Genomic DNA, 24,788 nt, shown 5'->3' on the forward strand with positions numbered 1-24,788 from the left:
TTACCAGGCTAAGTAATTTATGGTTAATAGCAAAGACAATGTGATACCACTTAAGGCCAATAAGCCCAGCGTGGATAATGCCAAGCTGCGCGACGCTGCGCTTAAAGAGCCGGTTCACAAACCCGTTGAACAGCTGCCTAGAGGGCTGCAAGCTGTGCACCTGTTGCTGTCCAAGGTCTTACAGCAGGGCATGAGTCAATTCTTCAATCAGGCTGATGATGCACTATTTGAACGTGCAGAACTAGCGGGCAGTAATCTTGAGCAAAACAGTTATTTTGAGGCTATGCGCACCGTGCGAATGGCTAAGGCTAATTTGGCTCAATCAATGTTTGAGGCTCTTCGTAAAGCCTTTGTAGAGTTGCAAAGTCCAAGTGCTAGCAATGTAACTACCATAGATATTTATGGTGATCATGAGTTATTCGCTGATGATGTTGCCTTGGTTTCTGAGGACGACTTAGAAGAAGAGGTGGCTGTCAAGGCTATGGTGACAGCCCATAAGCAGCAACATCAGCAAAGCTTAGATCACCTATGGCGTCGCTGTTTCTATTTGTTAGGGCGACAAGGTGAAGATGATGTGGAACGACTTCCCTGTGATGCTCAAAAACTCGTGACTTGTTTCGCTGCGCAATTAGACGGCTTAGCCGTCGCAATAAAAATCAAAATCCTATTGTTGAAAATCTTTGAGCGCAGCGTTCTGCAGCAGTTTGCCAATGCCTATAGCTTGCTGAATCAACGAATGGCCCAACAGGGAGTGCTACCTGATTTACAGCGTCAAATCAGTCGCGAAAGACGTGCAAAGCTCAATACCCGCCGTACCCGTGTTCGCGCAGATACTAAAGTGCAAGGCCATGCTCTTGGTGAGTTACATGAGCTAATAACTGATGAAGATGCCCTAATTCCAACCTTAAATAGCAAGGTTGAAGAAAATGTTTTGAGTAGTCAGCATATTACTCAGTTACTCGAGGGTTTTCAGCAGCAAGTAAATGTGCCCTTGCAAAGCCAGCAGGATGCCCGTGCTTTAAGCGCAAAACTATCAGCTTTGTTGCAAAGCCAGGGGCAGGTTTCACAGCTAGACCGCAATATCATTAATCTCGTACATATGCTGTTTGAGTATATTTGGGAGGATCCAAATCTAGCAGCGCCAATGCGAGCAGTATTGTCTAGGATGCAAATTCCCTTATTAAAAGTTGCCTTGGCCGATGCTGCATTCTTACAAGCAGGCAGCCACCCTGCTAGACAGTTATTAAACGAGATGGCGCGTTGCGCACTGGGTTGGCAGGAATCTGATGATGCTGATAAGCGTAAACAGGATACGCTGCTAGAACAATTAGAATTAATTGTTCAGCGCGTGCAGAGTGAATTTGTTGATGATGTAACTTTGTTTACTGAGTTGCACCATCAATTGAAAAAATTTCTAGATCGCGAACAGCGCCGTGCAGAATTAGTTGCCCAGAGGACTGTCGATCAAGTCAGGGGCGAAGCGCTTAGTGCTCAAGCGAAAGCTGCGGTTGAGCAGGTCTTAGGTAAAACCTGTCAAAACTTACCCAATGTTGCCCAGGCCTTGCTAAGACAGGCTTGGTCTAGAGTGCTGCAAATGGTTTATCTAAAGCAGGGAGCGGAAAGCGTCGCCTGGAGCGAAAAGCTGGATTTGGCAGAGCAGTTGGCTAATATTGTGCGCGAAAGTGCTCAGCGCAATAATGAAGCTGAATTGGCTTTATTGGTGCGAAAAATGGAAGCGGATCTAGCTGATGTTGGTTTAGATAGTTTCCAGAGCCGAAGCTGGTTTGAGGCTATTGAAAACCATGTGCGTAATCAGAAGCCGCGTCAAGAGGTAAGTTTAGATCTAGATGAAGTTTGTTCTGTATCAGCGAAGACTGAAGCCTTACCTTTAGCTGACCCGGATGAGCCTAAGGCAGAGTTAGCAGAAAAGACTGAAAAAGAAGTTGGTGCCGATAGTAAACTGGTTCGTGAGAGCTTGGCCCCAAGCGACTACGCGATGCGACAAGCTAGACGCTTAAGCCAGGGAGCATGGCTACAGTGGAATAGTGATAATGGTGTACAGCGATGTCGCCTGGCGGCTATTTTGCCCTCTGTTGGGCGTTATGTCTTTGTTGATCGACAAGGCAAAAAAGTTATGGAGCTAAGCCTTGATGAGCTAGCTTGGTCGATAAAAGATGAAAAGCTTCGGGTGCTCAATGACGGCCAGCTATTTGATCGGGCGCTGCAAACAGTAATCGGTGATATGCGTCGCCGCAGATCATAGCTTATTCTTGGTCTCGTCAAAGCATGGTGAGACAACGCTAGAATAAGCTATGACTCGAGTATTTATAGTTTGGCTAGAATGGCTTCGGCACTACTTTGATCGAGGCCTTTAGCGTCTATAGCAAGGTGACTTACTACACCATTATCAACAATCATAGCGTAACGCTTTGATCGAATGCTGCCCATGTTGAAGCCTTGAGCATCCATATCAAGCCCTAAGATGGCCGCAAACTTTCCGTTGCCGTCTGCCAACATCTTCACATCCGGGCTGCCACTCGCTTGCCCCCAAGCATGCATAACAAAAACATCATTGACCGACGTGCAGTAGATGTCCTCTACGCCTTTGGCCTTTAAGTCCTCAGCCAGTGCCACATAGCCAGGTAAATGGGCGGCCGAGCAAGTTGGCGTAAAAGCACCAGGAACTGCAAATAAAACGACTTTTTTATCTTTAAACAGCTGATCACTACTGAGGGTGATAGGGCCGTTTTCTGTCATGGTTTGAAGGTCTATGGAAGGTAGGGATTGCTGTTCGCTGATCATTATTTGCTCCTGTTGTTGCAGTTATTTTCTCGGCAAATCGTAGTATAGTGTAAAAATAATAACGATCACTAGCTTAGCTTTGGGAGTTTACCTGTGGGTATTTTAAGCTATACGACACCAGCGTTCATTATATTGATGTTGCTAGAAATTACCTATGATTGGCGAAAAGGGACGGGCTATTATCGATTAAACGATACCGTTGGAAGCCTTGCAACAGGTGTTTTAAGCCAAACTAGCCGCCTTATTGTTTTTTCATTAGGGCTGTGGGCGATGTCCGGACTAAATGGCGCGCTTTTCCCGCTATGGCCAGAAGAGTCTGTTTGGACCTGGGTTATTGCTTTTATTATCTATGATTGCAGCTATTACTGGAAGCACCGCTTTAGCCATGAAATTAATTTTCTTTGGGCGGGGCATGTTGTGCACCACCAAAGTGAAGAGTACAACCTGAGTACGGCTTTACGGCAGCCGAGCACGCATATTATGACTTGGTTGTTTTCAATACCGTTATTATTAATCGGAATCCCTTGGCAAGTGGTGCTTGCCTGTGGGGCTTGGAATTTAGTTTATCAATTTTGGGTGCATACACGGCATATCAAGCGTTTGCCTAGTTGGATAGAGGCCATTATGGTGACACCTGCTCACCACCGTGTTCACCACGCTCAAAATCCAGAATACATTGATAAAAATCATGGTGGAGTTTTTATTATTTGGGATAAGTTTTTTGGTACTTTTCAAGAGGAGCTTGATGCTGTCCCTGCCATTTTTGGTGTTCGACGCCCACTGTTAAGTTTTAACCCTTTCTTTGCCAACTTTCAGCAGTGGTGGCAGATGCTACAGGATGCGATTTATACCAATAGCTGGAAAGACAAATTACGAATATGGTTTATGCCAACGGGTTGGCGCCCCCTCGATGTTGAGCAGTCTCGACCAATAAAAAAATACCCTTTAAAGAGCTTTCAAAAATACAACCCTGATACGCCACTATGGATGAAGTGTTATGCGGGTATTCACATTTCATTGGCGGCTTTATCAACTTTATATCTGGCCATGGCAGCGGCAGATTTTAGCTCGTTACAGCTGTATCTACTGTGGGTGTTAATGAGTGCGCCTTTACTCACGGTTACCAGTATGCTTGATAATCAAGACATGCGCTGGGAGACATTACGTTTAGTTCTTAGCTGGTTTTGTTTGGTGTGTTTTTCACACTACTTTGATAACGCTCTATGGTGGGTTGCGCTATCGAGTCAAGCAGTCATGTCTATGATCGTAATTTGGGCTCTATGGCCCAAAAAACTTGTTCAGGCCTAGTTGCTCTATACACGGAAATTACTCGTAAAGCCGAGTTACAGCATTACGCTTGTTTTTGCTCAGTTTATCAAACTCTAGGCGCAGTATATCTAAGCTGACGGGCTTGCGAATAAAGCCCGTCATGCCACTTTGGCGAGCCTTATCTTCCTGTTCTTTGGCGCCTATGCTGGTTACGGCAATGATATGTATCGCTTCTAAGGCATGACGTTTTTCGAATTGCCTGATTTTTTTTGTGGCCTCGAATCCGTCGATACCTGGCATGTCGCAGTCCATTAGTACTACTGTATAAGGGCGCTGCACTTCACAGATGGCAGTAGTTACCTCGTAACCATTATTTCTAAAATCACAGTTGATGCTCAATCTGTTTAGCAGGCTGCGCATAACTTGGCGATTGACGGCATTATCTTCGGCTACCATAACTCGGTGATGTTGATAGCTCTTGTCGGTATTTATATCCAGAGATAAATTAAAACCGCTGGTGGGTGGTGCAGTGTTTGAGATGCTGACATAGTCATCGTCATTACTTTGGATGGATACGGCTAATTTTTTGAGTGCCATTTTTAACTTATCGCGGTGCATGGGTTTTGCTAGGCACTTTGTATTCCATCTGAAGTTTTCAAGGGCTACATTGGGTTGGCGTAGGGTATAAGAGATAAATACGGCAGGAGGCAGCGAGCTATGGAATTCACGCATAAAGTGGTTGTTAATATAGTTGTAAGTAAATTTACAATCCATATCCACGATGCAGCAATCAAAATCATGTCGCTCTAGGTAGCTCTTATCGATAATTTCTATATTGCTTAAGTGGGTCGAGCGCATTTTCCACTCTTCCAGTTGGATTTCGAGCAATTCAATTCGTTTTGATTTTGGAGCAATTATCAAGCAATTGTAGTCACTCAAACTTCTTTCTGTGGTTCGCAGAGTCCTGGGCGCTGGTTCTAAGCCTACTGAAAACCCAATGCTTACAAGATTGTTAACAACTTTGAATTTCAGCTCTCCATCGATACTGTGTAACAACTGCTGGGCGATTTCTAAGCCTTTCATCCTTTGGATGTCGGCCGTTGAATTAAAGAACGAGTTAATATTATTTATATGTTCATCAATATCGTTGCTGATTCTATTTTCTACCCATACAACAACATTAACTTCGCCATTGGCTTCAGGTTGGCTTAAGGTTGAAATGATATTGATATCATCATTGCAGCTAAAATTTACGGCATTTTCAAGCAGCCTCGAAACGACTTTCCGAATTTTTATGGGATCCCCAATGAACTTATGGCTAGTATCATATTTGGGGTCATATAAGAGTTCTAAGTTCTTGTTGATGGCTTGCTGAGAGTAGCCTTGACAGCTGCTGATAATGCAATCTTCCAAGCTAAAGGTCTCACGAATTTCTTCAGTAAAGCGGCTGCTATTTGAGTTGTAATCTTCAAAATTGTCAATCAGTCGTACTAATTCGGCGCCTGAGCGGTCGATAATATCCACACAATGCCTTTGGGTGCCCTCTAGTTTTGTGTTGCGGATTAGGTCGATCATTCCTGTTAAGCCGTTCAGTGGTGTCCTTAGGCTTGAGGCGATGTTATTGATGAGCTGATCAGTTTCAATCACTTTGATGTCGTCGAGCCTTTTGCGTTGCTCGCTTTGTAACTGTTGTTGTACGCGTTTCACTGATTGCTTGCTAAGAATATAAACTGCAAAGAGCAGGTTTAGCACATAAAGCACTCTTGCCACGATATGGTTGTCATATTCTTGGCTCATGCCAAAAACATCGTTATAAAACAGGTAGAAACATATGCCAATGCAGGGTATGCCAGAGGATACGATGGTAATTGTGCGGTAAGATATCGAGCGCAAATTAACACTGATGATCAGCATGATAAATACTGCTATTACCGGGAAAATGTATATTCGATTGGGGTGTGGCAATTGACCACTATATAAATCGAATAGGTATGTAGCAGATAGTATTAAGCCGAAGTAGAAAAAAATCCTACACAACCTATCATTTATTTTTCGTGGAAACTCTGATTCAATATTTGTGAATGTTTTGACAAAGAGAGCCCAACACATCACGTAGGGGTAAGTAAATAGCTCCAGGTTGCCATGCTTTATCCAGTGCCGATCAGATAGGGTATGAAATAGCCCATCTATATGCGCAAAACACATGCCAGCGAGAAGGGATGAAGTAAGAAAATACACATCACTGCGATTAATGTGTTGCCTAACAACAATAAAATATACCGCAATGAGTGCAATTAAAGTGGCATAGAAGGCACTCTTTACTATGGTGTCTTTGATTATATTTACATAGAAATCATAATCGGATAGCAGGCTGAGCGGTAGGTTGAATGTTCCGCTATGCCTCAACTTTATTAAATACTCTTTGATTTCATAACTTTTTAGATGGATTTGAAACAATTCTGGTACGGTGTAATCTCTATCAATATCACCAAGCCTCATGGCTAATTGATAGTTGCCGTTATCTTTACGCTCATAGATATCAATAACATCAAACATTGAGTCGTTGTTAATCAGAAATGCCTCATGATTGCGGCCGGCCATCTCTCTAAGGCTAAAAGTAACCCAAATGGGATTATTTGTGGCAGCCTGTCTGAATTCCTCTGCCGGCTTGAACAATTTCTCGTCAGGAAAATTTCTGCCATGAAATTGGTTTTCTGAATCAGCATAAAAACGTAATTTGCTACGTAGAGTTTTGCCGCCTTCTATTGGCCACTGAATAGCGTTGTCTATGCTCGTTTGAGCTGGTGAGGTTGGGCTGGCTAGAAAAGTCAAGCACAGTAGCCCAATAATTAAAACGCCAGATAGAAGGCTGCCTGCTTTAAGAGGAATTTTTGACACTAGATACTACTCATATTCCTTGTTGAGCAAAGTGCAGACTGACCGCCGTGTCAATCTCAAGAACCCACCTGCTGTACTCCCTTAGTTTGATAACTGAAGTATACGCAGGAGACAGCAGTACATTCATGTTAACAAGCTCTTATATGACTAATGTAATTACTCCAATAGCATCGGTAAATATTCGGCAAGCTAAATAAGCAGAAAGTATGTAGTTTAGAAATGTTTCTTCTGAGTAGAGCTGAGTCAAGTTGGGCAGCTGGGAAAGGGTGTAGGGTTTGCGGCAGCGTGAAAAAGGTGAACCCGCTCAAAAAGGGAAGTTAACAGAAAATGAGTAGAGCCGTTTACAGAAATAAAAAAAGCCCCGGGAGTTTGGGGCTTCAAGCGTCGCAGAGTAAATGCACCTAAGGTGCGGGGGTATAAAAAGGTGATGCTTAGGAGTTACTCAAATCATCCTTAGCAATCAAACCCAGGAGCGTAAAAACAACCGGATATAAAATAGAAGTAACAAGCATCTGACTGACCTCAAAATTAGTAGGGCTCATTTGTGAGCCATTCGACAACGGTTTCTAGTATACGGATGTCTAGCTAAAGTAGGTTCAAGCTGGGTAAAGAAGCGTATTGCTTGGTTGGGACTGAGTTAAGTGTTCCGCTTGCTCAGCTATTGATAGGATTTTTCAGGCGTTTTAACGCAGAGCAAACGAGCTTAGCGCTAACAGATTTCTGTGTGACCGCTGTTTTTGTAAAACAATGGGCGGTGTTAGAGCGTTCAGTTTCGCGAGGCATAAAAAAAGCCCCGGGAGTTGGGGCTTCAAGCGTCGCAGAGTAAATGCACCTAGGGTGCAGGGGGTATAAAAAGATATTTGCTTAGGCTTTACTTAAATCGTCCTTAGCAATTAAACCCAGTAGAGCGAAAACAACTGGATACAAAATAGAAGTAACAAGCATCTGACTGACCTCAAATTAGTTGGGCTCTTTTTGAGCCGTTCGACAATGGTTCCCATTATAAGGATGTCTATCTAAAGTAGGTTCAAGCTGGGTAAAGAAGCGTTTTGCTTGGTTGGGGCAGGGTTAAGAGTATGGATGCTGTTGTTTTTGGTAGTGTTTTTGGGGCGTTTTATCGTGCCTGAAGAGGCTTCAGGAAAATGCTTGGCCAACCACAATGACTGGCCAACACAGATCTAGCTGTTTAGTTTTGTGCCTTTACATGCCATTGCGCCAGGTTTTAAGGTCAATAACGCCGCTGGCACGTAAACCTTCATAGGCCTTGCTGTACTCAGCCAGTAGGTCCAGGCTGTAATCGATTCTTTGGCGCAGTTTTTCATCCTCTTCACCTGCCAGCTCTTCATTCAACACCTTAGCCACGTTGCGGATAATGAGATGCTCGGGCATATAGCTGATACGGTTGTTTTTATAGCTGCTCATACGCAGCTCGGCGATCGGGTAGGCGCCACCAACAGCGGCTGAGACTGCCACTAGTAGCGCTGGCTTATGGGCTAGCTCACCATTACCCCACATTAAAAAGAAGTTCTTGAGCGCCGCTGGCACCATGCCGTGGTACTCAGGGGCAATAACGATAAAAGCATCGGCCTGTTTTAGCCGGTCAGCGATAGGGTTTAACACCGCTTGCCATTGCTCGTCACCGCTCCAAATACTTGGATCCCAAAGCGCGAGCGGTTGTTCTCCTAAGTCCAGTATTGAGCTTTGCTGGCTTAATGACTGCTCTTTAAGGCGCTGCTGGAGGAACTTGGCGACCTTTAAGCTCTGAGAGTTGGGCTGCTGGCTGCCGCAGATAATGGCTAGATTCATAAGACTACTCGCTACTGGTTTTGTTAGATCGCAAAGCTTAGACCAGTACGTGTACTAAAGCATGTCCTAATTTACTGGTTCTGGCCTTTAAGCGCCTTGGCACAAGCAAAGGCCGAGCTCCAGGCCCACTGAAAGTTAAAACCACCTAAATGGCCGGTGACATCGAGCACTTCGCCAATGAAATATAGCCCTTGCTGTGATTGGGATTCCATGGTTTTTGAAGATATTTGTTGGCAATCTACCCCGCCAAGGGTCACCTCGGCGGTGCGATAGCCCTCTGTGCCAGAGGGTTTTAATACCCAATGATTGAGCTGGCTGGCTATTTCTTGTAAGCGCTGATTGCTAAATTCGGCCATGGCTAGTTCTGCTTCCTTTGGCCACCACTGCTGCTCTAATAGTTTAACGAGGGCTTTTGGTAGTAGTTCACGCAGTACGTTTCGTAATTTAGCACGGCCTTGTTTGCTTTTCTCTGCGAGCAAAAACGGCTCCGCTTCTAGGCTCGGCAATAAATCCATAGCGATGCTTTCACCGCTGTGCCAGTAGTTTGATAGCTGTAGGCTGGCTGGGCCGCTGAGGCCTCGATGGGTAAACAATACGGCTTCGCTAAAGCTTGCTCGGCCGTTGCTAAGGGTAACATCCAGTGCGATACCGGATAGAGATTCAAAAATCTGCCCTGCGTAATCACTAAAGGTAAAGGGCACTAAGCCCGCTCGGGTAGGTATTATATTGAGGCCAAATTGCTCGGCGATTTGGTAGCCCAGATCGCCGCCTCCCATACTGGGGATAGACATGCCGCCAGTCGCAATAACGAGTTGGGCGCTTTGAAAATCACCTTTATTGGTGCTGAGCATATAGCTGCCACCATCGCGCCACTCCACCTCAGTAATTTCACAGCCTTTGATTAAATTAACAGCTGCCTGCTCGCACTCATTAAGAAGTAGGTCGAGAATATCTTTCGCACTGTCATCGCAAAATAACTTGCCCAAATCTCTTTCGTGGTAGGGAATACCATACTCAATCACCTTGCCAATAAAATCCCAGTTGCTGTATTGGCTAAGTGCTGATTTTACGAAGTGGGGGTTGTTACACAGGAAGTGCTTGGGTTCGACTTCCAGGTTAGTGAAGTTACATCGCCCACCGCCGGACATCAGAATTTTTCGACCTGGGCGTTTGGCTCTCTCTAGCAAATGAACATTTAGACCGCGGGCAGCGGCCTGCCAGGCGCACATAAGCCCAGCAGCGCCTGCACCTATAATAATGACATCAGTATGAATCACGGTTGCTTCGTTTGAGAACTTTTGCGGTTTAAAAATTTATCGACATACCAGCAACTTGCTTCGATAGTCAGTTGTTCTTCGCGTGCCCAGCGCAGACCGGCGCTTACTAAGGCTTGTGCCGCACCACTGCCGCGCATATCGTTTGGCACAAAGGTGCGATTAAAATCGACTCGGCTTTTATCGGCGGATAGTTGATACTCTAAAACCGCTTGGCTGTTGGGAACTATAAAGCGGCAGCTGCTTTCTTGATGATCGATTAAAAAACTTTCGTTGCTGGTCATAATACTATCGTTGTTTGCTATGGTTTAGATAAGTTCACCGCTTGCCATAATGTTGTATTTGTATTGGCGATAACGGCAGCGCTAAGCTTATCAGGTTATAGCGTTTAATGCCGCAGGATCTAGGATTCGGATACCATCGCGGCTTTTCTCAACGATACCTTCTTTTTCCAGTAGGCTTAACTCTTTGTTGATGGATTGACGCGAGGCACCAAGCATCTTGCCGAGCTCTTCTTGGGAAAGGGATTGTTTGATAAAGATCTGTTGCTCATCGCGCGAGCCCAGCATAGTGGCCATTAGTACCAGGCGGCGAGCTAGCCTCTGCCGAAGTGGTCGCAGGGCACTGTCTTCGATAAACATAAAGACCATGCGCAAACGCATACATTGCATTTGCAATATCGCCTCATTGATTTCTGGGTGGCGTGATCGCAGCTCATTAAAATCGCTTTTATTGAGTACCGCCAGCTCGCAATCTTCACGGGCTTCGGTATTATTTGCACGCCGTGAACCTTCAATCAATCCGATTTCACCAAAGCATTCGCCAGGTTGCATAATGTGCAGCAAAATCTCTTTGCCTTCCGCGGTAACATTGCTCGATTGGATACTGCCATAAATAACTTGATAGGTGGCATCGGCCTCTTCGCCAAAGCGATATATGGCTTCGCCCGCCTTGACTTGACGGGGCTTCATGGCGGCACAAACCTCGGCCTCAACGTTTTGTGGCAGATGTGCAATCCAATTAAGTGGGCTGTCACGATTGGTAGAGGCTGGGGAGTCCTGAGTCATGAAAGTAATCTTTGCTGGTGGTCTTGGCGACTTGTCGCCTAACTGACAGAGTCTAAGAGGGGCTTATTCTAAACTAGCCAACCTAAAATACTCTAGGGTTGTCTTGCTAAATACTCGAAGTTGAATGCGAGTTGAATGCAAGCGGCCGTAGTCAAAACTTGAAAATAATGGAGACGCTCATGTCGATGAATGGCGCTGAAGCTTTGTTGAAAACCATGATAGATGCTGGGGTTGAGGTTTGTTTTGCAAACCCTGGCACCTCCGAAATGCAGCTTGTCGCCGCAATTGACAAAATCCCAGGTATGCGGCCAATTTTGGGCTTATTTGAAGGTGTGGTGACCGGTGCGGCTGATGGCTACGGCCGTATGGCTGATAAGCCTGCGGCAACCTTGTTACATCTAGGCTCGGGTTATTCCAATGGTATGGCAAACCTACACAATGCCAAGCGTGCATTTTCTCCTATTGTTAATATCATTGGAGAGCATGCGGTCGACCATATTCCGCTCGATGCCCCGCTTACTTCAGACATCGAGGGGCATGCCTCCTTACACACTGATTGGGTGCGCACCAGTCAAAGTGCGGTTCAGATGGCAAAAGATGGTGCTGAGGCAGTGGCGGCCTCTTACGCTGGGCGCATTGCTAACCTGATTGTACCGGCCAACTATGCCTGGACAGAGTCTGAGGGTGCCGTTGCGCCCATCGAGCCGGCGGCTTGGCCTAAGGTAAGTGATGAGGATCTAGCAGCGGCTGCTAAGGCCCTCAAAGAAGGTGAGCAATGTTGTTTATTCTTAGGTGGCCGAGCTTTGCGTGAAGAAGGCATTGTGCTGGCAAAGCGCATTGAGCAGGCTACCGGCGCAAAAGTGATCTGCGAAGTCTTCCCAGCTCGCATTCAGCGTGGACGTGGTCGCCCCACTGTAGATCGTTTGCCATATTTAGGTGAATTTGCCGCTGATGTGCTGAAGGATTTCAAACATATGGTGGTATTGGGTACTAAGGCACCAGTCTCTTTCTTTGCCTACCCTGAAAAGCCCAGTGTGCTCACCCCAGCCGATTGCCAGATTCAAGATTTGGGCAGTGCCCAAGATGACCAAATTGATGCTCTGCAGCGCTTGGTCGCGTTACTTGAAGCACCTGAGCTAGAACTTGTTGAAGATCTAGCCTTACCGGCGATTCCAAGCAAGGAGGAGCTGTTTACCGCTGAGGCGGTTGGTGCGGTGATCGCTAATTACCTTCCTGAAAACGCCATTGTTTCTGATGAGGCCAATACCTCGGGTATTTTCTCCTACGGCATGTATGAAGGGGCAGCAAAGCATGATTGGTTAACGTTAACTGGCGGTGCTATCGGTCAAGGCTTACCCGTTGCCGTTGGCGCGGCAGTGGCTTGCCCAGATCGCAAAGTGATCAATTTACAAGCCGATGGTGCAGCCATGTATACCAACCAAGCTCTTTGGACTATGGCTCGAGAGCAGTTGGATGTAGTAACGGTTATTTACAATAACTCCAGTTATGCCATTTTGAACTTGGAATTAATGCGAGTTGGGGTAGAGAATCCAGGTGAGCGTGCCAAATCTATGTTGGATCTGTCGAACCCTAATCTCGATTGGGTAAAAATAGCCGAAGGGCAGGGCGTAAAGGCGAGCCGAGCCACTAATGTAGAGGAATTTGAAGCGCAGTTTAAAGCCGCGCTAGCTGAATCTGGCCCACGTTTAATCGAGGTCATTCTTTAAGGGCTCGCTAGGCCTTAAACTGCTCACTTCTCTAAACCGTAAGTGGGGTGCGAATGGATATTATCGATCGATTGAAACAATGCCTTGAGCCAGCTTCGTTAATCTATGGCGACAGTTTGAGGGAGCACCCCGCTTGTGTTTTTTTGATTCCCAAGGCGATTATTCGCCCACAAAGCACCACTGAACTATCTAAAGCCTTGGCTGTTTGCCATGAGCTTGGCCAAGTAGTCGTAAGCCGCGGTGGTGGCAGCGGCTTGGTGGGTGGTTGTGTGAGTACCAGTGAGGATGTTTTATTGTCCTTAGAGCGTATGAATCAGATTGAAGAGATTGATGCGCTTTCTAGAACCGCAACGGTGCAGGCCGGTGTCGTGTTGCAAAGTTTGCAAGAAGCTGTTGCCGAACAAGATTTATTTTTCCCTCTAGATCTAGGTGCCCGGGGCAGCGCCACTATAGGCGGAAACCTTGCCACCAATGCCGGTGGCAATAGAGTGATTCGCTACGGCATGAGTCGTGACATGGTCTTGGGTCTAGAGGTAGTGCTGGCCGATGGCCGTGTTATCAGTTCCATGAACTCGGTGATAAAAAATAATACCGGCTACGATCTAAAACATTTGTTTGTAGGCTCTGAAGGTACATTGGGAGTGATTACTCGTGCTGTGTTGCGCTTGCAGCCCGCTCCGATTAGCGAAAACACAGCCATGGTGGCTGTTAGTGATTTTGCCAGTTTAACTGCCTTGTTAGGGCAAGCTGATAAGCTCTTAGGTGGTGGCATGAGCGCCTTCGAGGTGATGTGGCAAAATTACTATGAAGCCGTTTGTCAGGAAGGTAAGCGTCATCGTTACCCCTTCACAGAACAATACCCTTTTTATGTCTTGATAGAGTCTTTAGGCGCTGATCAGGAAACTGATAAACAACGCTTTGCCAGTGCCTTGGAGGTGCTGTTTGAGCAGGGCTTGATTGCCGATGCCGTATTGGCAAAATCACAGAATGAAGCTGAGGCGCTATGGGCCATCCGTGATGATGTTGAAGCTTTAATGGAGATATTTCCTTATTTTGTTTTTGACGTCAGTGTGCCCTTAAAACATATGGAGTCCTATGTGGCTGAAGTGCACAAGGGCGTGCAAGAAGCTTGGCCGGACGACAGTTGTTGCATTACCTTTGGGCACCTTGGAGATGGTAATTTACATTTTGTGATTCGCGCGGCGGGACTCTACGAAGAGGTACGTTCCCAAGTAAATGATATTGTCTATTTACCTTTGCGCTCTAGATCTGGAGTGGTATCTGCCGAGCACGGTATCGGATTGGAGAAGCGGTCTTATTTAGATATTAGTCGCAGTGCTATCGAAATTGAATTAATGAAGACGATTAAAAGCAATTTTGATCCGAAAAATATTCTAAATCCCGGAAAAATTTTTGAGCTATAGCCAGCTTAGAAATGTACTGCAAAAAGTTTAGCTAAAAGACTATCTAAAAAGCTAGCTTCAAAAAAGAAGCCCCCTTAACGGGGGCAATGACTGCATGTCATGGAAACTCAGTCGATTTTAGGCGAATAGATCGTCAAAATTCTCGTCGAAAGCTAGGTCAATTTCATCAAGCATTGATACTAAATCGATATCAATACTTTCAGCGATGGCGTTGGGAAAGTTGGCCATCATATTTTCTTTATCATCTGAAGCATTCATGGCCAAAATATAGTGGGCCAAATACAGAATGGCGGCGTACTCGGCATCAGAGGCTTCGGGATTGTGTTGGTGGCGTAATGCTTCGGCCATTGCCGGCGGAAAGCGCCAGCGATCGGCAAGCTCTGCTCCGGCTTCGACATTGGTAAAACCTAAACGATTTTGTTCAAGGTCTTCACGGTTAGCGCCTTGCTCTACCAGCTGATGAATTTCTAGGGCATCATCTGGGCATAAAATGCTGATTAAAATGGTGCCCACGTTGTGCATCATTCCACAGGTAAAGGCCAATTCCTTATCCAGTTCGCGTTTGCTGTAATTGCAGACCCAGCGACAAGCTCCTGCCATGGCGAAGCTGTTACGCCAAAATTGTTTGATATCGATATGCTCTGGTGCTTTAAACGATGAGGTAATACCGGAAGCTAAAACCAAAGTTCGCAAGCTATTCAAACCTAAGAAAACCACGGCATCGTTTACACTGCCGATTTTACGAGCACCGCCAAAGTGGGAAGAGTTTGCCATGCGCAGCACTTTTGCCGTCAAGGTCTGATCCTGGCTGAGCTGTTTGGCGATAGAATCTGCATCTGATTCTGCGCTGTTAAAACTGTCGAGTAACTTCTGCACAACTTCCGGGATCTTTGGAAGATCTGTTGCATTATTGATCAGTTGGCTTAATTCCATATTGAATCCTCATAACACAGTGAAGAGCTGCTCCTAGCAGGCTTTTGAAAATTGACTTTCGTAGCCGTCGCTTCGTTAAAACACGCTCAAAGTACTTAATAATTTGTATGAACTCTGCTTTTCGCCGGTTCTGGTCGCCTCGCTAGCGTTTGTAAAGGCCAGCTATGTCACTCGTAGGTGGAGAGCTCTCGGTTTTTCAGGCTCACATTAGCTATGCATTTCACTCGCAGGGGCTGAAATTTAGGGGCGATACACCTATTATCGGCAGGGGTGAACAAAGGATTAGTCAAGTAAATCGCTTGGCGGCTAAAAATCGCACTAAATGAAAGCGCGATAATGATATTAAGAGGTTTGCTGTAATTGTGGATTGGCTATTAGATTTACCGCTTTGGACGACGCTGTTATTGGCAGCTTTGGCCTTTATAGCAGGCTTTGTAAGTGCTATCGCCGGTGGTGGTGGCATGATTGTGCTGCCAGCTTTGCTTTGGCTGGGTGTCCCCCCATTAAACGCCTTAGCCACCAATAAGTTTCAAAGTGTGTTTGGCACCCTATCTTCGACGATCAACTTCTTTCGTAAAGGACATATCGAGGGCGAAGGTCTCAAAACTAGTTTGCTATGTGCCTTTATAGCAGCCATTCTGGGCTCAGTATTGGTGCAGTTTATCCCGACTCAGCTGTTATCTCAGTTTATTCCTTATCTATTGATTCTGCTGGCGCTCTATATGTTGATAAGCCCTAGTTTGAGTGATGAAGATCGTCCTGCTAAATTGAAGAAACCTGTATTCGACGCTTTGTGTATCAATGGTATTGGCTTCTATGGTGGATTGTTTGGCCCGGGTATCGGCTCCTTTTTTGCGGTGGCTTTGGCCAGCTTACGTGGATTTAACATACGTAAGGCGACGGCGCACACCAAACCCTTGGTGCTCACAGTAAACTTTACCTCTATGATAGTCTTTGTTTTTGCTGGTCAGATGTTATGGGGGCTAGCGATTATTATGGCGGTAGCCCAATTCGCTGGGGCGCGATTGGGGTCTAATTTGGTGATCAGTAAGGGCAGCAAATTGATTAAGCCAATGATGATATCAATTACGTTAATATTGGCACTGCGGATGATATTTGATGGCGTATAACTAGGGCACCTCTGAATAATGCAGGTTTTGCTCAGCGGAGCCCTAGGGCATCAGTGAGCTTTTTAGAGCAGCCTTTGATTCCGGCCCACTATTTGCTTCTACCACGGCGGTAGGCGAAGGTATTCCTTCGCAACGATACACTGGAAATCTAGCGGCTATTGATTGGGGGGGCTTATGGACCTTTTGCTCTTAATTGTACTAACAGCAATACTGTTGGCTGTGGTGATTACCGTGCTGAGCTTAGTGAAAACTCCCCACTATCGCTTAGACCCGCTGGCGGTGGAGAGTTTTTTACAACTGGTAGTAAATGCTCAGGCGACCGAGAATGACTGGTCGGTATTTACCTCTGTGCCCATTCGCCACAATCCCGATTTAGAGCATATTCGGCTGCGATGTGTTGAAATAGAAGAGCAGTATTATCTTGGGCAAACCCGCAGCGGACATTTATTGACCGAGGCTGGTATCCAAGCCGTGGCTGAGCTTTTAGAAGAGCTGCGTACAGAGCGCTCAAAAAATTAAATAAGGAAGGCATTAATGCAAAATCACAACCCAGCTCCGGGTGAATTTTCCGGAGTGTCTCGCTTTATTCTAGTCTCGGCGGCTTTTGTCATCGTAGTAGCGGGCATGCGTGCAGCGGAAGCGATATTAGTTCCTTTCTTGTTGTCGTTATTCATTGCGGTGGTTTGCTCGCCGCTCTTATTGTGGTTGAAAAAACGAGGCTTGCCCAATGGCTTGGCAATTGTCTCTATTATCTTTTTGATCATAGCTATTGGTGGGGCTATCAGTGCTGTGGTGGGGAGTTCGGTTGCCGAGTTCCGCCAAGATATTCCAGTATATCAAGAACGATTGACTAGCATGTTTCAAGGCTTGATTGCAAAGTTACAGGGCTATGGCATCGATTTAGAAACCAGTGTGTTGGCCGAAAATATTGATCCGGGAGCTGCCTTGCGTATCGCCGGAAATACTTTGGCTTCTTTCGGTAGCTTGATGACAGAAGCTTTTTTAATTCTGCTAACCGTTATTTTTATTATGGCTGAAGAGGTTGGTTTTTCAGAGAAATTAAAGTCGGCCAAGAAAAATTTTGGTGTGGGTGCCATTGCCCGGTTTACCGAATCAGTAAATCACTATATGGCCATTAAAATGTGGATCAGCCTACTGACCGCGGTACTGGTTTTTGTTTGGTTATTGATTCTGGGCGTTGATTATCCGGTGATGTGGTCATTGTTGGCATTTTTACTCAATTTTGTGCCGAGTTTAGGCTCCATATTGGCCGCAATTCCAGCCGTATTATTGGCTTTAGTACAGCTCGGCCCGGTGAGTGCATTGCTGACGGGTGCTGGATACCTAGTAGTTAATACTGTGGTTGGTAATGGTATTGAGCCGCGCATAATGGGTCGGGGCTTGAACTTGTCTGCCTTGGTGGTATTCCTTTCATTGGTGTTCTGGGGTTGGGTACTTGGCCCGGTTGGCATGCTGTTGTCAGTACCGTTAACCATGACGGTTAAAATTGCTCTGGAAAGTAATGAAGACACTCATTGGGTTGGTGTTCTGTTAGGCTCAGGAGAGGCTGTCGAAACTCCGGATAGTATTGATTTATTGGAGCCCCTTGAGGATAGTGAAGAAAAAAAATCCGAATCATAGGTTTAGCACTTTGATGAACCTGCTGTGTTGAATGATTGAGAACAAAACATGACAAATGCTCTAAGTGCGCCAGAAGCGTTGTTGCGCCACTTTCGGCAGACTTTGCCCCACGCCCAACTAAAGGCAACGCCATTGCCCGATGTGCCAGAGGTATCTTTATGGTTGGTTGACCCCAAGATAATGGATGCCCGTTTGAGTGAGGAAACTATTGCGGCGGTATTTGAAGAGCCGGCCTATTGGTCTTTTTGTTGGGCCAGCGGCCAAGCTATGGCGGCGATGATTTTGGCGGATCCTGAATTAGTACGAGATAAAGTCATTGTCGATTTTGGTACCGGTTCAGGCATTGTCGCTATCGCAGCTTTAATGGCGGGCGCCAAAAAGGTTTATGCTAGTGATCTGGATGAGGGCGCACTGCTATCTGTAGCGGCCAATAGTGAGCTCAATGGCTTTGCGGATGATAAGCGATTGGAAATTAATCGTGATTGCTTTTCCCTAGCTGGCCCGGAAGTGGATTTGGTGCTAGCAGCAGACGTGTTGTATGACTGGGAAAATAAACCGCTACTGGAAAAGTTCCGTCAGTGCTTTGCTCGCACTCTTATCGCTGATTCCCGCGTGAAGAATTTCAATGAGCCTGGCTATGAGGCTATATCCGTGCGCCGTTCGATTACCTTTCCAGACCTGGGTGAGTTTGAGGAATTTAAAACCGTTAATTTCTATCAGAGTCTCTAGCGACAAGCGCAGCTATAAAGCTTGCCGCTAGAGAGTTATCATTTGCTGGGCATGCAATCTAAAACAGCGTCAATATCGCTTTGATCATTGTATATATGTGGTGACAGTCGAACCCCTGTTGGTCGTTGATCAAATTGAATATTTTTTGATTCCAAAGCGGCAATGAATTTGTCTTGCTGCTCAAATTTCAAAACGACAGTGCCGCCTCGGTACTCAGGCGTTAGGCAGGAAGCCCCAGCTGCACTACGAAGTTGTTGACTCAAAGTCTGATTGTGCCGCTGACTGTTTTCTACGCCATAGTTGCAAAAATACTCGATGCTATGGGCTGCAATAGCATAGGGTTGTACAGTAGGGGTGCCGCCCCAAAAGCGCAGAGCGCTAGGGTGATAGCGAAAACTATGTACATCAAACTCAAATGGGTCTTGGTGTGAAAACCAACCCACATCTTTGGGCTCGCAAGCTTCCACGATTTTTGGGTTTACCCACATAAATCCAGCACCTGGGCCGCCGCATAACCATTTAACACAGGAGCCCAGCACAAAATCTGCTTGCCAGTGCTGCAAATCAATTGGGACGATACCCGCAGATTGAGCGATGTCCACCACAGTTAGAATACCTTGTTGCTGGCAATGCTGAATAAGCGTCGCGATATCTAGACGAAGGCTGCTATTGGAATAAACGTGGGTGAGTAAAACTAAAGCGACATCGTCCGTCAGCTGAGCTTGCCACTGTAAGATATCTTGATGGTCCATATCTTTGGGTAAAAAGCGAAAGTTCCAGCCGAAGGCTTGGGCTTGTTGGGCGACAAAGCTCATGCTAGGAAAGTCTTCTTCGCTTAGCAAAATAGTATTGCGAGTTTGCTTCGGCTTAATGGCTTGTAAGACTTTACTGAAACCACTAGATAAATTGCTCTGAGGGCAGAAGTCATCAGCCTTTGCGTTCAGTAGCTGAGCTAGCGCTGAGCGAAATTGCTCAATCGCTCGCAACCAATTTGGCCAGGCCTCGGCAGGGCTTTCCTGCCAAGCCTTAAAAAAACCATCGTTTAGCGCTTGTTGACTGCTGCGCAGCGATAAACCGACAGAGTGGCTGAGTAAATAGCGCTGCTTGGGCAGTAGAAAATCTTCCGGGCCCATAGTTACCTCAAATTGTCTCGAATCGCCGCGACATCTTGAAAGCGGCTGGGGATATCATCTCGCTCGGCGGCCAAGCGTAAATCTCTAAGCTTAGCGAGCGAACGCAACAATACCGGCAGTGGTGGCCCGCTGGCGGTAAGCTTGTTGGCATAGGCTTCATCCATGTCTTCGGCCGGTCGCGTGATAAACTTTTCTACCAAATTATTGTGGTGTTGCTCGGCGGTGCGGCCATGCGCTTCACAAACTTTTAAGAACTTGCTGGCGACTAGCTGATACCACTCGCTATCGTATTCTTTTGTGGCTGCCTGAAGCAACTGGTCCATAAGACTTGGGCGGCGCATGCAGTCCATCAGGCATCGTTGATCATTTGGCATCATATAGAGCATTTTATCGACCAACAGCTGGGAATAGTAAGAGTCGTCCGCTCGACAGAGGCCAAGCATTAAGTCGATGATGTTGATGCCGGCAAAATCACCAGCGTTGGCACCGCGGTATATCTCACGCCCTACGCGATAGGGCTTGTAATAAGGACGAACCAAATAGAAGAAGGCGTTGACATCAAGCTTTTCAAATAAGATGTCGTTCAAGCGAATGACATCTTCTAAGGCGTCGTAAGCAGCATCGAGTAGGTCGGGTACCGATACATTGGAAATGCCCAATGGTACGGTACGAAATAATGCATCGGCGGCACGTTTATAGGCGAGCACCGCGCGAGTATTGTATTCATTGAAAATAAACTCGTCTTCTAATGAGGTGAAGCTTTTAGCAACGCCGTTAATGGCTCGGTTATGAGTCGTTAAGTGAGCGGTGGCGAAACGAGGCGTGACGCCAAGAGAGGCGCCCAGTTGTAAGGCTAGCGCTGAGGCTTCTTTTAATGGCGAGCTATCTTCTCGCGAGGGCTCGGTAATCTCATGGCGGCGGCAGGCGGCCATATAAAAGCCAACATTACCCAATAGATCGAAGCCAGCATCAAAGCCTTCATCAGTGTTGCCCTCAGCCAATAACTCGCTAATGAGGGCACGCCCTTCACCTTCGAGTTGGGCCTTTAGCGTATCACCAATACCTTCTACATTGGCTTTATCGTCTTGTTGCTGATAACGCTGTTCTAGCTCGGTGTTTATTTCAATAAAGCTGCTGCGAATCCAGCGGTCGAAGTTCTCAACATTGGCGGTCACGGTCGGCTCCTATTATTTTATTTGTAAAGTATGATTATTTTAGCAATCAACTAGGAGCAGTTTCGGGCAAAAAAGCCCGAAGGTAGCAGTTGAGCTAGCAGAATCTGCTAGCTCGGGAGGCAAATAAGGCGGGATTGGCTAGTCGATATACTCGAATGTCCGAACAACTTTCTGTACGCCGCCAATGCGGCTCACTACATTGGCGGCCTTATTGGCTTGGGCGCGGGTAACCGTACCCATGAGATAAACCGTGCCATTTTCAGTGACCACCTTAATACGTCCACTGTCGATATCTTCATTGGCCAAAAGCTGGGTTTTCACCTTTGAGCTGATCCATGAATCGTTTGTGCGGCCTAAGAATGAGCTATTACCTTGAATTTGTAGCTCATTGAATACTTGGCGGACCTTATGCAGCTTACGCAAAGTACTGGTGGCAAGCTCACGAGCTTCTTGGTTGGGCACTTCACCGGTTACCAATACAACGCCATTAAAGGCGTTGACGTTAATATGGGAAGAGTCGAGTGAGGGGCTGGCTTTGGTAAGGTTTACCTCGGCAATGGTTTCCAGCTGCTCGTCATCGATATAGGTACCAAAGGTGCGCTTACTAGGGTCAGGCTGAATAGGCTTATCTGTGGTGGCGCTAATAACAGAGGTACAAGCATTCAAGCTCAACACACAGCTCGCTATGACTATGGCTTTGCAAAGGCCGGCTAGTTTATTCATCAGGGCTATAAACTCCGAATAGTTGTTGATCAATAAGGTCGCATAAGCAGAACACAGTTAATAAATGCACTTCATGAATGCGTGGTCTTGAATGTAGTTGTGCTTGCAGTTCTATATCGTGGACATCGAGAAGCGCAGAAATATCCCCGCCATCTTGACCAGTCAGTGCAATAACAGACATTTCTCGATCATGTGCCGCTTGAACGGCTCTGATCAGATTTCCCGCTTTGGCGCTGCTAGAAATAATAACCAGAATATCGCCAGGTTGACCGAGGGCACGTACCTGCTTTGCATAGGCATCATTGTAACTAGCAACGTCCGCGATCGCGGAAAGCGAGGTGGCATCTGTACCGAGTGCAATAGCGGGTAGGCTAGGTCGGTCATTTTCAAAGCGGTTGATTAAGTTCGCTGAGAAAATCTGCGTTATAGCACAGCTACTGCCATTGCCGCATAGCAAGATTTTGTTTTCATTGACGAGGGCATGCACCATCATTTCACTCGCTTCGGCAATAAGCGGGGCGAGCTGCTCGCCAACCTGCATTTTGGCTTCGATACTGCGATGAAACAAATTGATGACGTGTTGATCCATGCTGGGCTCTTTCTGTCTTGAATAGCAATTACGGCGCGGGGCTTAATAGCCCAAGGCATTTTGCAGCCATTCTATATCAGAGCGGCCTTCAGGTAGAAGTGAAATAGCGATTACATCGAAGCGACAGGGGCTATTACTTTGCCCTTGTGAAATTAGAAAGTGCTCAGCACTGCGCAACAGTCGCTGTTGCTTTTGTGGGCCAATGCTTTCAAGGGCGCTAGTGAATTGGCTTGGGCTGCGACTGCGGACCTCCACAAACACCCATTCCGATTCACTCTGCATGATGAGGTCTATTTCACCGTAGGGGCAAAGGTAATTCTTGGAATGGAGCTTTAGTCCTTTTTCGTTGAGGAACTGAGCGGCGAGCGCCTCTTGCTTTTCGCCCAGCTGTCGTCTGTTTTCCTTTTCCAAACTTAGCTCCTAGCAGGGGACTGATGCTTTAAGCATAGACAGCCCTGATGATCCCGCAATAGACCTTGCGGGATTACGGCTGGCTTAGATTCGCGAGCTCCCGTGCCTTACCATTGCGCATAATAGCCCAATCTTGCTGTCTAGCTAGTTGGCCATTGCTGAGCATCTGCAAACGGCCTGTACGGCCTTGCAACTGCAACTGTTGAACCTGTGCAAGTTGGCTAAGGCGAGGGTACAGGGCAAAGCTATCGGCCCCCAGTGCATAGAGTTGCTGGTAGGCTGGAATGGGCTTGGCGTATTCGTCTACTGCCAAGCGCAATGATTCGTCCTCTTCAATTAGCCAGGGTAGGGCAGTAAAACGAATGCCGTTTAAGTCACGATTGGCTTTATTGGCTTCTCGACCACCATAGATGTGGCTGGTAGCGTATACCGGTATTTTGCTGGCGTAGTGAAAGGCTAAGGTGGGCTTAATTTGCCTTGCTTGGTTGTTATTGGCCAATACAAAGATCATATCGATATCTTGTCGGCGGCGGGGTTCAAACTCTAGGTTGGTGCCCAAGATTCTTTGCAAATTGCGGTAGCGAGTTTCACTTAAATCCAGCTGTAGACTGTTTTTGATAACGCGAGAGTAATCGCCTTTGCCGGTGAATCTTTGTTCACCAACAATCTCCCCTCCGAGTGCTAACCACTCTTCCGTAAAGGCTTGAGTGCCGCGATTACCCCAGGAACTTTGAGGGGCGATCACCAAGGCGCGACGATGGCCTTCCAAATAGGCGCGTTGAGCACTTTGGCGAGCTTCGTCCTCCAGTGCTAAACCAAACTGAAATAACAGTTGTTGATATTCGTCGCCGGGATTGTTCGAAGGTGCCTGAATATAGTTCATCGCTAAAACGGGAATGCTAAGTTGGGCGCTATCGTTTAAACGTTTTACTTGGCTTTTATCTAGTGGGCCAATAACCAGTTCGCTTCCGCTTTGCACCGCTTGTTGATAGAGCTGCACGATATCACCCTGACTGCTGTCGACGAGCTCTAACTGGGGAGTGCTTTGGCCTTTATCTTTGGCTTGATAATAAGCGGCCATAAAGCCATCTCTAATCGCCTTACCAGCGCGGGCATATTTACCCCGGCTCGGTAGCATGATGCTGATTTTGCGGGGTTGCTCATCGATCAGTCGGCCTAGCAAGCGTAAATCTTCAGGCAAATTCTGCGCGGCTGGATGAGTTGGGTTGTGCAACTGCCACTGCTGCACCTTGGCTTGTTGTTGCTCAATACTGTCGCTTTGACTTTTCGCAATGGAGGCCAGTTCATACCAACCTTTGAATAGTGGCTGCTGTTGTTGCTTGGCCAGCGCCTCTAGCTTATCGGGACTTTCCATCATTAGGGTCTGCCACAATGCGCTTTGATTGTCCGCCAGCTGATCAATGCTGAGCCATTGGCGCAGGGCAAGGCGTTCTTGAACGCCTGCCTCAGTGTCTCCAAGGAGGGTGAATAAGGTGGCTTTGAGCTCTCCTAAACGCTGTTTTTGATCGGCCTGCATTTGCCCGTCCAGCTGCTGCAAACGCTGGCTGGAGAAGCTATCTTTAGCAAGAAAATACGAGCCGTCTTCCATCGCAAGCTTGCCATGTAAAATGCTGTACTCAATAAAGTCGAAGTTGCTGAGCAGCATCGGGTCGATATTTTTGAGTAAATTCTGAGCCCAGCTCAATTCCTCTTGCTGGCTGAGCTGCTGTGCGGCTTGCAAAAGATATTGGCTGGCTTCGCGCGCTTGGCTACTGCGTGCTAATTTTAATAGCTGTGCAACCGTGTGTTGGGGCTGTGTGCTTGGGATGGCTGCTTGTTGAAAGCTGCCTTGGTCTTTACTGGGGTTCGAGCCACAGCCGCTTAGTAATAGGCCGCAGACTAGTGCGGTCAAGGTAAGTCGACTTATTTGGGGCTTGGCTTGGGCTAAGCTTGTTTTCAACACGGTGCTCATTGTGCTCTCTAAATTTGTCATGGCCCTATCATAGCAATTATTCTTTGCGGCAGGCATGTCAGTTACTCTTAATGAGGGTACTATA

Annotated in this window: 21 protein-coding genes; 8 read left to right on the forward strand and 13 right to left on the reverse strand. The window is 46.7% G+C overall.

All coding sequences use genetic code 11. The features are described from left to right. Window positions 1–19: 19 nt before the first annotated feature. Window positions 20–2,263 (forward strand): DUF1631 family protein, encoded by a 2,244-nt coding sequence (locus Q1A08_RS08155; RefSeq protein ID WP_299771690.1) that lies wholly within the window; start codon window positions 20–22, stop codon window positions 2,261–2,263. Between the two features lie 62 nt (window positions 2,264–2,325). Here the strand turns inward: Q1A08_RS08155 and Q1A08_RS08160 are convergent, their stop codons facing one another. Next, entirely contained in the window at window positions 2,326–2,802 is a 477-nt protein-coding gene (locus tag Q1A08_RS08160; RefSeq protein WP_299771692.1) for a peroxiredoxin, read from the reverse strand. A gap of 93 nt (window positions 2,803–2,895) precedes the next feature. Here Q1A08_RS08160 and Q1A08_RS08165 point away from each other — a divergent pair, with 93 nt between their 5' ends. Continuing rightward, window positions 2,896–4,110 carry a sterol desaturase family protein gene (locus Q1A08_RS08165; RefSeq protein WP_299771694.1) on the forward strand — a complete coding sequence of 405 codons (1,215 nt, stop codon included), beginning with the start codon at window positions 2,896–2,898 and terminating at the stop codon, window positions 4,108–4,110. Window positions 4,111–4,128: 18 nt separating this feature from the next. Here Q1A08_RS08165 and Q1A08_RS08170 read toward each other — a convergent pair whose 3' ends face one another. The 5 genes from Q1A08_RS08170 to Q1A08_RS08190 form a co-directional block, all read right to left on the reverse strand. Continuing rightward, window positions 4,129–6,969 (reverse strand): response regulator, encoded by a 2,841-nt coding sequence (locus Q1A08_RS08170; protein ID WP_299771696.1) that lies wholly within the window; start codon window positions 6,967–6,969, stop codon window positions 4,129–4,131. A gap of 1,200 nt (window positions 6,970–8,169) precedes the next feature. Further along, window positions 8,170–8,775 (reverse strand): NAD(P)H-dependent oxidoreductase, encoded by a 606-nt coding sequence (locus Q1A08_RS08175; protein ID WP_299771698.1) that lies wholly within the window; start codon window positions 8,773–8,775, stop codon window positions 8,170–8,172. Window positions 8,776–8,846: 71 nt separating this feature from the next. Then, window positions 8,847–10,052 carry an NAD(P)/FAD-dependent oxidoreductase gene (locus tag Q1A08_RS08180; protein WP_363323509.1) on the reverse strand — a complete coding sequence of 402 codons (1,206 nt, stop codon included), beginning with the start codon at window positions 10,050–10,052 and terminating at the stop codon, window positions 8,847–8,849. Beyond that, window positions 10,049–10,333 (reverse strand): GNAT family N-acetyltransferase, encoded by a 285-nt coding sequence (locus Q1A08_RS08185; protein WP_299771699.1) that lies wholly within the window; start codon window positions 10,331–10,333, stop codon window positions 10,049–10,051. The genes Q1A08_RS08180 and Q1A08_RS08185 overlap by 4 nt, the downstream gene beginning before the upstream one ends. Window positions 10,334–10,423: 90 nt before the next feature. Then, window positions 10,424–11,116 carry a Crp/Fnr family transcriptional regulator gene (locus tag Q1A08_RS08190; RefSeq protein ID WP_299771701.1) on the reverse strand — a complete coding sequence of 231 codons (693 nt, stop codon included), beginning with the start codon at window positions 11,114–11,116 and terminating at the stop codon, window positions 10,424–10,426. 179 nt (window positions 11,117–11,295) lie between these two features. Between Q1A08_RS08190 and Q1A08_RS08195 the strand changes: the two genes are divergently transcribed. Both Q1A08_RS08195 and Q1A08_RS08200 read left to right on the forward strand, forming a co-directional pair. Then, window positions 11,296–12,843, forward strand: a complete 1,548-nt coding sequence (locus tag Q1A08_RS08195; RefSeq protein WP_299771703.1) for an acetolactate synthase large subunit — start codon at window positions 11,296–11,298, stop codon at window positions 12,841–12,843. Window positions 12,844–12,896: 53 nt separating this feature from the next. Further along, window positions 12,897–14,267 carry an FAD-binding oxidoreductase gene (locus Q1A08_RS08200; protein ID WP_299771705.1) on the forward strand — a complete coding sequence of 457 codons (1,371 nt, stop codon included), beginning with the start codon at window positions 12,897–12,899 and terminating at the stop codon, window positions 14,265–14,267. 117 nt (window positions 14,268–14,384) lie between these two features. On the opposite strand, the gene Q1A08_RS08205 is transcribed toward Q1A08_RS08200, so the two are convergent. After that, on the reverse strand, window positions 14,385–15,200 hold the full coding sequence (locus tag Q1A08_RS08205) for an HDOD domain-containing protein (RefSeq protein ID WP_299771706.1): 816 nt from the start codon (window positions 15,198–15,200) through the stop codon (window positions 14,385–14,387). Window positions 15,201–15,562: 362 nt separating this feature from the next. Between Q1A08_RS08205 and Q1A08_RS08210 the strand changes: the two genes are divergently transcribed. The 4 genes from Q1A08_RS08210 to Q1A08_RS08225 all read left to right on the forward strand — a co-directional run bounded on the left by Q1A08_RS08210 (window position 15,563) and on the right by Q1A08_RS08225 (window position 18,700). Next, window positions 15,563–16,330: a TSUP family transporter gene (locus Q1A08_RS08210; protein WP_299771708.1), complete on the forward strand. Its 768-nt coding sequence runs from the start codon at window positions 15,563–15,565 to the stop codon at window positions 16,328–16,330. Between the two features lie 174 nt (window positions 16,331–16,504). Further along, window positions 16,505–16,849, forward strand: coding sequence for a hypothetical protein (locus Q1A08_RS08215; RefSeq protein WP_299771710.1), 345 nt, complete (start codon window positions 16,505–16,507; stop codon window positions 16,847–16,849). Between the two features lie 15 nt (window positions 16,850–16,864). Then, on the forward strand, window positions 16,865–17,971 hold the full coding sequence (locus Q1A08_RS08220; protein WP_299771712.1) for an AI-2E family transporter: 1,107 nt from the start codon (window positions 16,865–16,867) through the stop codon (window positions 17,969–17,971). A gap of 48 nt (window positions 17,972–18,019) precedes the next feature. Further along, the gene (locus Q1A08_RS08225) at window positions 18,020–18,700 is read left to right on the forward strand and encodes a 50S ribosomal protein L11 methyltransferase (RefSeq protein WP_299771714.1); all 681 of its coding nucleotides are present in this window, start codon (window positions 18,020–18,022) and stop codon (window positions 18,698–18,700) included. Between the two features lie 38 nt (window positions 18,701–18,738). Here the strand turns inward: Q1A08_RS08225 and Q1A08_RS08230 are convergent, their stop codons facing one another. The 6 genes from Q1A08_RS08230 to Q1A08_RS08255 form a co-directional block, all read right to left on the reverse strand. Further along, window positions 18,739–19,833: an aminotransferase class V-fold PLP-dependent enzyme gene (locus tag Q1A08_RS08230; protein WP_299771716.1), complete on the reverse strand. Its 1,095-nt coding sequence runs from the start codon at window positions 19,831–19,833 to the stop codon at window positions 18,739–18,741. A gap of 2 nt (window positions 19,834–19,835) precedes the next feature. Then, window positions 19,836–21,008, reverse strand: coding sequence for a monodechloroaminopyrrolnitrin synthase PrnB family protein (locus tag Q1A08_RS08235; protein WP_299771718.1), 1,173 nt, complete (start codon window positions 21,006–21,008; stop codon window positions 19,836–19,838). Between the two features lie 138 nt (window positions 21,009–21,146). Then, a complete protein-coding gene (locus Q1A08_RS08240; protein ID WP_299771720.1) occupies window positions 21,147–21,731 on the reverse strand; it encodes a BON domain-containing protein in 585 nt (194 codons plus the stop codon). After that, a complete protein-coding gene (locus tag Q1A08_RS08245; RefSeq protein WP_299771722.1) occupies window positions 21,724–22,320 on the reverse strand; it encodes an SIS domain-containing protein in 597 nt (198 codons plus the stop codon). The genes Q1A08_RS08240 and Q1A08_RS08245 overlap by 8 nt, the downstream gene beginning before the upstream one ends. A 42-nt stretch (window positions 22,321–22,362) precedes the next feature. Next, window positions 22,363–22,731 carry a YraN family protein gene (locus tag Q1A08_RS08250; protein ID WP_299771724.1) on the reverse strand — a complete coding sequence of 123 codons (369 nt, stop codon included), beginning with the start codon at window positions 22,729–22,731 and terminating at the stop codon, window positions 22,363–22,365. Between the two features lie 73 nt (window positions 22,732–22,804). Then, window positions 22,805–24,703: a penicillin-binding protein activator gene (locus tag Q1A08_RS08255; protein ID WP_299771726.1), complete on the reverse strand. Its 1,899-nt coding sequence runs from the start codon at window positions 24,701–24,703 to the stop codon at window positions 22,805–22,807. Window positions 24,704–24,788 lie beyond the last annotated feature (85 nt).

Source organism: uncultured Pseudoteredinibacter sp. (assembly GCF_947500695.1).
Lineage (GTDB): Bacteria > Pseudomonadota > Gammaproteobacteria > Pseudomonadales > Cellvibrionaceae > Pseudoteredinibacter.

Excerpts from the sequence above, each read along its gene's own strand:
- Q1A08_RS08155 (WP_299771690.1), top strand. The coding sequence starts at position 20 with ATGGTTAATAGCAAAGACAATGTGATACCACTTAAGGCCAATAAGCCC.
- Q1A08_RS08160 (WP_299771692.1), bottom strand. The coding sequence starts at position 2,802 with ATGATCAGCGAACAGCAATCCCTACCTTCCATAGACCTTCAAACCATG.
- Q1A08_RS08175 (WP_299771698.1), bottom strand. The coding sequence starts at position 8,775 with ATGAATCTAGCCATTATCTGCGGCAGCCAGCAGCCCAACTCTCAGAGC.
- Q1A08_RS08185 (WP_299771699.1), bottom strand. The coding sequence starts at position 10,333 with ATGACCAGCAACGAAAGTTTTTTAATCGATCATCAAGAAAGCAGCTGC.
- Q1A08_RS08190 (WP_299771701.1), bottom strand. The coding sequence starts at position 11,116 with ATGACTCAGGACTCCCCAGCCTCTACCAATCGTGACAGCCCACTTAAT.
- Q1A08_RS08195 (WP_299771703.1), top strand. The coding sequence starts at position 11,296 with ATGTCGATGAATGGCGCTGAAGCTTTGTTGAAAACCATGATAGATGCT.
- Q1A08_RS08200 (WP_299771705.1), top strand. The coding sequence starts at position 12,897 with ATGGATATTATCGATCGATTGAAACAATGCCTTGAGCCAGCTTCGTTA.
- Q1A08_RS08205 (WP_299771706.1), bottom strand. The coding sequence starts at position 15,200 with ATGGAATTAAGCCAACTGATCAATAATGCAACAGATCTTCCAAAGATC.
- Q1A08_RS08215 (WP_299771710.1), top strand. The coding sequence starts at position 16,505 with ATGGACCTTTTGCTCTTAATTGTACTAACAGCAATACTGTTGGCTGTG.
- Q1A08_RS08220 (WP_299771712.1), top strand. The coding sequence starts at position 16,865 with ATGCAAAATCACAACCCAGCTCCGGGTGAATTTTCCGGAGTGTCTCGC.
- Q1A08_RS08225 (WP_299771714.1), top strand. The coding sequence starts at position 18,020 with ATGACAAATGCTCTAAGTGCGCCAGAAGCGTTGTTGCGCCACTTTCGG.
- Q1A08_RS08230 (WP_299771716.1), bottom strand. The coding sequence starts at position 19,833 with ATGGGCCCGGAAGATTTTCTACTGCCCAAGCAGCGCTATTTACTCAGC.
- Q1A08_RS08240 (WP_299771720.1), bottom strand. The coding sequence starts at position 21,731 with ATGAATAAACTAGCCGGCCTTTGCAAAGCCATAGTCATAGCGAGCTGT.
- Q1A08_RS08245 (WP_299771722.1), bottom strand. The coding sequence starts at position 22,320 with ATGGATCAACACGTCATCAATTTGTTTCATCGCAGTATCGAAGCCAAA.
- Q1A08_RS08255 (WP_299771726.1), bottom strand. The coding sequence starts at position 24,703 with ATGAGCACCGTGTTGAAAACAAGCTTAGCCCAAGCCAAGCCCCAAATA.